The organism is Streptomyces fuscigenes (genome assembly GCF_021556455.1).
In the GTDB taxonomy this organism is placed as follows: Bacteria; Actinomycetota; Actinomycetes; order Streptomycetales; family Streptomycetaceae; genus Streptomyces; species Streptomyces fuscigenes.
Window position 1 is genome coordinate 1 of record NZ_JAKGCV010000296.1, and the last position, 6,968, is coordinate 6,968.

A 6,968-nucleotide genomic window follows, 5' to 3' on the forward strand; every position below is an offset into this window, starting at 1 on the left:
GCGCGCGGCGGCGGGGACGCCGGGGCGGCTGCCGGGCGCGGGGAGGCGGGAGCCGGCCAGGGGACGCGAGGGAGGTGCGCAGGGGCCCGGTGGGGCGCCCGGGCCGGGAGCGGGGCCCCGTCGGGCGGGCCCGGAGGTGCCGCGGGGCTCAGAGGGCCGCCGGGACGCCCGTCAGGGCCGTGACGACCGGGTCGAGGGCCTGGTTGATCTCGTCGCCGATCGAGCGGAAGAGGGTGATCGGCGCGCCGTAGGGGTCGTACACCTCGTCCGCCTCGGCGTTCGGGGCAAGCAGCCAGCCCCGCAGGGCGGCGGCGGCCCGCACGAGGGCCCGCGCGCGCTCGACCACGCCGTCGTCCAGCGGGTCGGGCAGCGTGGCCGGGTCTATGGCGCGCACCAGCCTGGTGAACTCCTTCAGGGTGAACGTCCGCAGCCCCGCGGAGTGCCCCATCGAGATGACCTGCGCGCGGTGGTCGCGCGTGGCCGTCAGGACCAGGTCGGCCCGGATGACGTGCTCGTCGAGCAGCTCGCGCCCGACGAAGCCGGAGGCGTCCGCGCCGAAGTCGGCGAGGACGGCCTCCGCGTTGGCCTCCATCGGGGCGCCCTCGTGCCCCCAGGTGCCCGCGCTCTCCACGATCAGCCCGCCGGTGAGGTGCTCGCCGAGGCGGGCGCTGAGGGCGTGCCGGTTCAGCCGCTCGGTGATCGGCGAGCGGCAGACGTTGCCGGTACTGACGTGGAGGATGCGGAACGCCTGCTCGCCCCGCGGTGCGGTGTCCGCTATGCCACGCCCCTCAGGGGCGGTCAATTGGCCACCTCGAGGTCCGGTACCACCTTGCGCAGCTCGTCGGCGTCGAGCGCGCCCGCGCGCAGCAGGACGGGCACCTTGCCGGTGACGTCGACGATGGACGACGGCACGATGCCGGGCGTCGGCCCGCCGTCGAGGTAGACGCTGACCGCGTCGCCCAGCATGTTCTGCGCGGCGTCGCAGTCCTCGGGCGCCGGGTGGCCCGTGAGATTGGCGCTGGAGACGGCCATGGGGCCGACCTCGGTCAGCAGCTCGATGGCGACCGGGTGCAGCGGCATGCGGACGGCGACGGTGCCGCGGGTGTCCCCGAGGTCCCACTGCAGGGACGGCTGGTGCTTGGCGACGAGCGTCAGCGCGCCGGGCCAGAAGGCGTCGACGAGCTCCCAGGCCTGCTCGGAGAAGTCCGTGACGAGGCCGTGCAGCGTGTTGGGCGAGCCGATCAGCACCGGGCTCGGCATGTTGCGGCCGCGGCCCTTGGCGTCGAGGAGGTCGCCCACGGCCTCGGCGGCGAACGCGTCCGCGCCGATCCCGTACACGGTGTCGGTGGGCAGGACGACCAGCTCGCCACGCCGCACGGCGGACGCGGCCTCCCGCAGTCCGGTGGTGCGGTCGGTTGCGTCGTTGGTGTCGTAACGCCGTGCCATGGTCACTGGCTCCTTCTTCTCACGGACTCGGTTCGCCGTCCGGCCGGCGGGCCGGGCCGGCAGGTCCGCCCGGCGGGGCGGGCCGTCCGGCGGCGGTGGGCGCCGCCGGGCGCCGGCGCGCGGCCGGAGGGTGCGGGCACATTCTGCTCCCCGGCCCTCACGGCAGTGCCTTGCGGGCCGTGGCGAAGCGGGGGCGGTTGTTGAGGTCGGGGTGGTCCGCCGCGTCCGCCCAGCCGGACTCCTCGCTGAAGATCCACGGGACCTGGCCGCCCTGGGTGTCCGCGTGCTCGACGACGACGAGGCCGCCGGGCCGCAGCAGCCGGTGCGCGGTGCGCTCGATGCCCCGGATCGTGTCGAGCCCGTCCTCGCCGGAGAACAGCGCCATGCCCGGGTCGTGGTCGCGGGCCTCGGGGGCCACGTACTCCCATTCGGTGAGGGGGATGTACGGCGGGTTCGAGATGACGAGGTCGACCTGGCCGTCCAGCTCGGGCAGCGCGCCGAGGGCGTTGCCCGCGTGCACGGTGACGCGCGAGTCCGCGGCGTTCTTGCGGGTCCACACGAGGGCGTCCTCGGACAGCTCCACGGCGTGCACCGTCGAGCGGGGCACCTCCTGGGCGATGGCCAGGGCGATCGCGCCGGACCCGGAGCACAGGTCCACCACGACCGGCTCGACGACGTCCATCGCGCGGACCGCGTCTATGGCCCAGCCGACGACCGACTCGGTCTCCGGGCGCGGCACGAACACGCCCGGGCCCACCTGGAGTTCCAGGTAGCGGAAGAAGGCCCGGCCGGTGATGTGCTGGAGGGGTTCGCGGGCCTCGCGGCGGGCGATCGCCTCCCAGTAGCGCGCGTCGAAGTCCCCGTCCTTGACGGCGTGGAGCTCGCCGCGCTTGACGCCGTGCACGTACGCGGCGAGTTCCTCGGCGTCGAAGCGGGGGGAGGGCACGCCGGCGTCCGCGAGGCGCCTGGTGGCCTGGGCGACCTCCGCGAGCAGCAGGCTGCGGGGCGCGGGGCCCCTGCGGCCCGCCCGGGGGTCACCGCTGCCGCCGGTGGCAGGCCCGCCGTGTGGTGGCTGCACGCTGGTTCCTCCGGACTGCGTCAAGGGATTGCTGGGCGGGTGCCGGCGTCGGCCCCGGCTCCCGTTCGGCGGTGCTCGCGCGTCACTGCGCGGCGGCGAGCTTCGCGGCGGAGTCGGCGTCCACGCAGGCCTGGATGACGGCGTCGAGGTCGCCGTCGAGCACCTGGTCCAAGTTGTACGCCTTGAAGCCGACGCGGTGGTCCGAAATGCGGTTCTCGGGGAAGTTGTACGTCCGGATCTTCTCCGAGCGGTCCACCGTGCGCACCTGGCTGCGCCGGGCGTCCGCGGCCTTCGACTCGGCCTCCTCCTGCGCGGCCGCCAGCAGCCGGGAGCGCAGGATGCGCAGGGCCTGCTCCTTGTTCTGGAGCTGGCTCTTCTCGTTCTGGCAGGAGGCGACGACGCCGGTGGGCAGGTGCGTGATGCGGACGGCGGAGTCGGTCGTGTTGACCGACTGGCCGCCGGGGCCCGAGGAGCGGTAGACGTCGATGCGCAGGTCGTTCGGGTTGATCTCGACGTCGATCTCCTCGGCCTCGGGCGTCACGAGGACACCGGCGGCGGAGGTGTGGATGCGGCCCTGGGACTCGGTGGCCGGCACGCGCTGCACGCGGTGCACGCCGCCCTCGTACTTCAGCCGGGCCCAGACGCCCTGCCCGGGCTCCGTGGCGCCGTTGCCGCCCTTGGTCTTCACCGCGACCTGGACGTCCTTGTAGCCGCCGAGCTCGGACTCGGTGGAGTCGATGATCTCGGCCTTCCAGCCGGCGCGCTCGGCGTAGCGCAGGTACATGCGCAGCAGGTCGCCCGCGAACAGCGCGGACTCGTCGCCGCCGGCGCCGGCCTTGACCTCCAGGATGACGTCCTTGTCGTCGCTGGGGTCGCGGGGCACGAGCAGCAGTCGCAGGCGCTCGGTGATCTCCTCGCGGCGCTGTTCGAGGTCCTTGACCTCGGCGGCGAAGTCGGGGTCCTCGGCGGCGAGCTCGCGGGCCGTGCCGATGTCGTCCCCGGTCTGCTTCCAGGAGCGGTACGCGCCGATGATCGGGGTCAGCTCGGCGTACCGCTTGCTGAGCCTGCGGGCATTGGCCTGGTCCGCGTGGACCGACGGGTCGGCCAGCTTCTTCTCCAGGTCGGCGTGCTCGCCGACCAGGTCCTCGACCGCCTCGAACATCGGGGGCTCCTGGGGTGGTGAAAAGTGCTTCGGGAGTAGCGGGTGCTGCCGGAGGGGCGGGGGCGCGGCACCGCCGCGGGGTCGCGTCCCGGGGCGGGCTGCCCGCCGCGGCGGGAGGGTGCTCCTCCCGGCGGCGCGGCACGGTCCGCCGGGGGTGCTCCCCCCGGCCCGTGCGGGCCCGCCCGGTACGCCAAAGCGCCGGCCTCGACGCCCCTGAGCGGGGCGCCGGTGGCCGGCGCGGGGTGCTCGCTACTTCTTGGCGGAGCCGGTCTTGCCGGCCGTGGCGCCCTTGCCGAAGCGGGCCTCGAAGCGGGCCACACGGCCACCGGTGTCGAGGATCTTCTGCTTGCCCGTGTAGAACGGGTGGCACTCGGAGCACAGGTCGGCACGGATGGTGCCGGACCCGATGGTGCTCCGGGTCGTGAACGACGCGCCACAGGTGCAGCTGACCTGCGTCTCGACGTACTTCGGGTGAATGTCGTTCTTCACGGGTGTCTCCTTGATCGCGGAGGGCACCGGGTCGCACGGGCGGATTGCCTGCACGTGAACCGGGACCGGCGGACCAGTCTGCCAGCACTGGGCGCATCTGCCCAAACCGGAGGGGACCCCGTCTTGTTCCCGGTGGCGGCATACGGGTGCGGGCGCGCTCTCAGTGGGAGCTCTCGATGACCCCGTGGGCGTCGCCGGTGTCGCCGGCGGAGCCCTTCGTCGCCGAGCGCGGGATCGGACGGTCCTGGCGCAGTGCGCTCCACACCGTGCGGGCCCCGGGCTCCAGCGGGACGACGCGGTTCGGGTCGGCCGGGTCGTACTTCACGGGCAGCGTGATCATTGTCACGTTCTTCGCCGAGAGGTCCTGGAGGCCGCCCGCGAAGCCGATCAGCTCGTCCACGCTGTCGAGGTCGGAGTCCGGCGTGATCGACTTGGTGGCCGTGTCGGCGAGGTCGAACAGCTTTTTCGGGTCGCTGAGCAGGCCGATCCCCCGCACCCGCTGGATGAGCGCCTTCATGAACGCCTGCTGGAGCTGGATGCGGCCGAGGTCGCTGCCGTCGCCCACGGCGTGCCGGGTGCGGACCAGGCCGAGGGCCTGCTCCCCGTCGAGCGTGTGGGTGCCGGGCCCGAGGCTCAGGTGGCTGTCCTTGTCCTTGATCGCCCGGGTCGTCGTCACCTGCACGCCGCCGAGCTGGTTGATGAGCTTCTTGAACCCGGTGAAGTCGACCTCGATGTAGTGGTCCATCCGGATTCCGGTCATCCGCTCGACGGTCTTCACCGCGCAGGCGGGGCCGCCGGCCTCGTAGGCGCTGTTGAACATGGCCGAGGAGTCGGCGGGGACCGTGCGGCCCTTCTTGCCCTTGCAGGCGGGGCGGGCGACGAGCGTGTCGCGCGGTATCGAGACCACGGAGGCCTTCTTGTGGCCCTCGTAGACGTGCAGGAGCATCGCGGTGTCCGAGCGGGCGCCGGTGCTCCTGCCGTACTTCGCGTTGGCCCCGGCCCGGGAGTCGGACCCGAGGACGAGGATGTCCTCGGAGCCGTCGTGGACGTTCTTGGGGCGGTCGGAGCCGAGCTGGGCGTTGATGTCGATGCCGCTGAGATTGCCGTTCAGGCGGGCGTATACGTACCCGAGACCGCCCAGGATGACGGCGACCAGCACGACGAGCGTCAGGATCACGCCCTTGAGCGTGCGGCGACGGGTACTCCGCTCGGCGGTCATGGTCTCCTCCGGCTTCCGGCCCTCTCCACCTGCCCCTGACGTGGTGCTCGGGCGTCGCCCGCCTCTCGTGCTCGTACGGCTCCCGGTGCCCGGCGGTCACGGGCCGGGCGCGAGGTTCCCCAAAGCGTCGCACGAGTGTGCCCCCTCGCGCTTCCCGAGCGCGAGGGGGCACCGTCGATCCGGTACGGAAGAACCGCCGTCAGTCGTTGCCGTTGCCCGGCATCGGCGTGGTCTTCTGGATCTGGAGCAGGAACTCCGCGTTGGACTTCGTCTGCTTCATCTTGTCGAGGAGCAGCTCGATGGCCTGCTGCTGGTCCAGCGCGTGCAGGACCCGGCGCAGCTTCCAGACGATGGACAGCTCGTCCGAGCCGAGCAGGATCTCCTCCTTGCGGGTGCTGGACGCGTCGACGTCCACCGCGGGGAAGATGCGCTTGTCGGAGAGCTTGCGGTCGAGGCGGAGCTCCATGTTGCCGGTGCCCTTGAACTCCTCGAAAATGACCTCGTCCATCCGGGAGCCGGTCTCCACCAGCGCCGTCGCGAGGATCGTCAGCGAGCCGCCGTCCTCGATGTTGCGCGCGGCACCGAAGAAGCGCTTCGGCGGGTAGAGGGCCGTCGAGTCGACACCACCGGACAGGATGCGTCCGGAGGCCGGCGCCGCCAGGTTGTAGGCGCGGCCCAGACGGGTGATGGAGTCCAGCAGCACGACGACGTCGTGGCCGAGCTCCACGAGGCGCTTGGCGCGCTCGATGGCCAGCTCCGCGACCGTGGTGTGGTCCTCGGCGGGACGGTCGAAGGTCGAGGAGATGACCTCGCCCTTGACCGACCGCTGCATGTCGGTGACCTCTTCCGGCCGCTCGTCGACGAGGACGACCATCAGGTGGCACTCGGGGCTGTTGACCGTGATGGCGTTCGCGATCGACTGCAGGATCATCGTCTTGCCGGTCTTCGGCGGGGCGACGATCAGGCCGCGCTGGCCCTTGCCGATCGGGGCGACGAGGTCGATGATCCGTGTCGTCAGCACGCCGGGGTCGGTCTCCAGGCGGAGCCGGTCCTGCGGGTAGAGCGGCGTGAGCTTCTGGAACTCGGCGCGGCCGCGGCCGCTCTCGGGCGCCATGCCGTTGACCGAGTCGAGGCGGACCAGCGCGTTGAACTTCTCGCGGCGCTCGCCCTCCTTGGGCTGGCGCACGGCACCGGTGACGTGGTCGCCCTTGCGCAGGCCGTTCTTGCGGACCTGCGCGAGGGACACGTACACGTCGTTCGGGCCGGGCAGGTAGCCCGAGGTCCGGATGAACGCGTAGTTGTCGAGGATGTCGAGGATGCCCGCGACCGGGATCAGCACATCGTCGTCGGCGACCTGCGGCTCGGCCGCGCCGAAGTCCTCGCGCCCGCGGCGTCCGCGGCGGTCGCGGTAGCGCCCGCGGCGCCCGCGGCGGCCGGTGCCGTCGTCGTCGAAGTCGTCCTGCGGGGCGCCGCCCTGCCGGTCGCGGCGGCCCTGCTGCCCGCCGCCGCCCTGCTGGTCGCCGTCGCCCTTGCCGCGGCGGTCGCGCTGGCGCTCCCGGCGGTCGCCGCGGCCC

The 6,968-nt window shown here is 72.9% G+C and carries 7 protein-coding genes; all 7 read right to left on the minus strand.

Features of this window, described 5'->3' with window-relative positions:
- Window positions 1-148: 148 nt before the first annotated feature.
- On the minus strand, window positions 149-802 hold the full coding sequence (locus L1885_RS20445) for an arsenate reductase/protein-tyrosine-phosphatase family protein (RefSeq protein WP_235798615.1): 654 nt from the start codon (window positions 800-802) through the stop codon (window positions 149-151).
- Window positions 799-1,446, minus strand: coding sequence for an L-threonylcarbamoyladenylate synthase (locus L1885_RS20450; protein ID WP_235798616.1), 648 nt, complete (start codon window positions 1,444-1,446; stop codon window positions 799-801). The genes L1885_RS20445 and L1885_RS20450 overlap by 4 nt, the downstream gene beginning before the upstream one ends.
- A gap of 157 nt (window positions 1,447-1,603) precedes the next feature.
- On the minus strand, window positions 1,604-2,443 hold the full coding sequence (prmC, locus tag L1885_RS20455; protein ID WP_235798621.1) for a peptide chain release factor N(5)-glutamine methyltransferase: 840 nt from the start codon (window positions 2,441-2,443) through the stop codon (window positions 1,604-1,606).
- A gap of 163 nt (window positions 2,444-2,606) precedes the next feature.
- Window positions 2,607-3,686, minus strand: a complete 1,080-nt coding sequence (gene prfA, locus L1885_RS20460) for a peptide chain release factor 1 (protein WP_235798617.1) — start codon at window positions 3,684-3,686, stop codon at window positions 2,607-2,609.
- 249 nt (window positions 3,687-3,935) lie between these two features.
- Window positions 3,936-4,175: a 50S ribosomal protein L31 gene (gene rpmE / locus L1885_RS20465; protein ID WP_235798618.1), complete on the minus strand. Its 240-nt coding sequence runs from the start codon at window positions 4,173-4,175 to the stop codon at window positions 3,936-3,938.
- A gap of 160 nt (window positions 4,176-4,335) precedes the next feature.
- Entirely contained in the window at window positions 4,336-5,394 is a 1,059-nt protein-coding gene (locus L1885_RS20470; RefSeq protein ID WP_235798619.1) for an LCP family protein, read from the minus strand.
- A 199-nt stretch (window positions 5,395-5,593) separates the two neighbouring features.
- A partial coding sequence (rho, locus tag L1885_RS20475; protein ID WP_235798620.1) for a transcription termination factor Rho occupies window positions 5,594-6,968 on the minus strand: 1,375 nt, incomplete at its 5' end.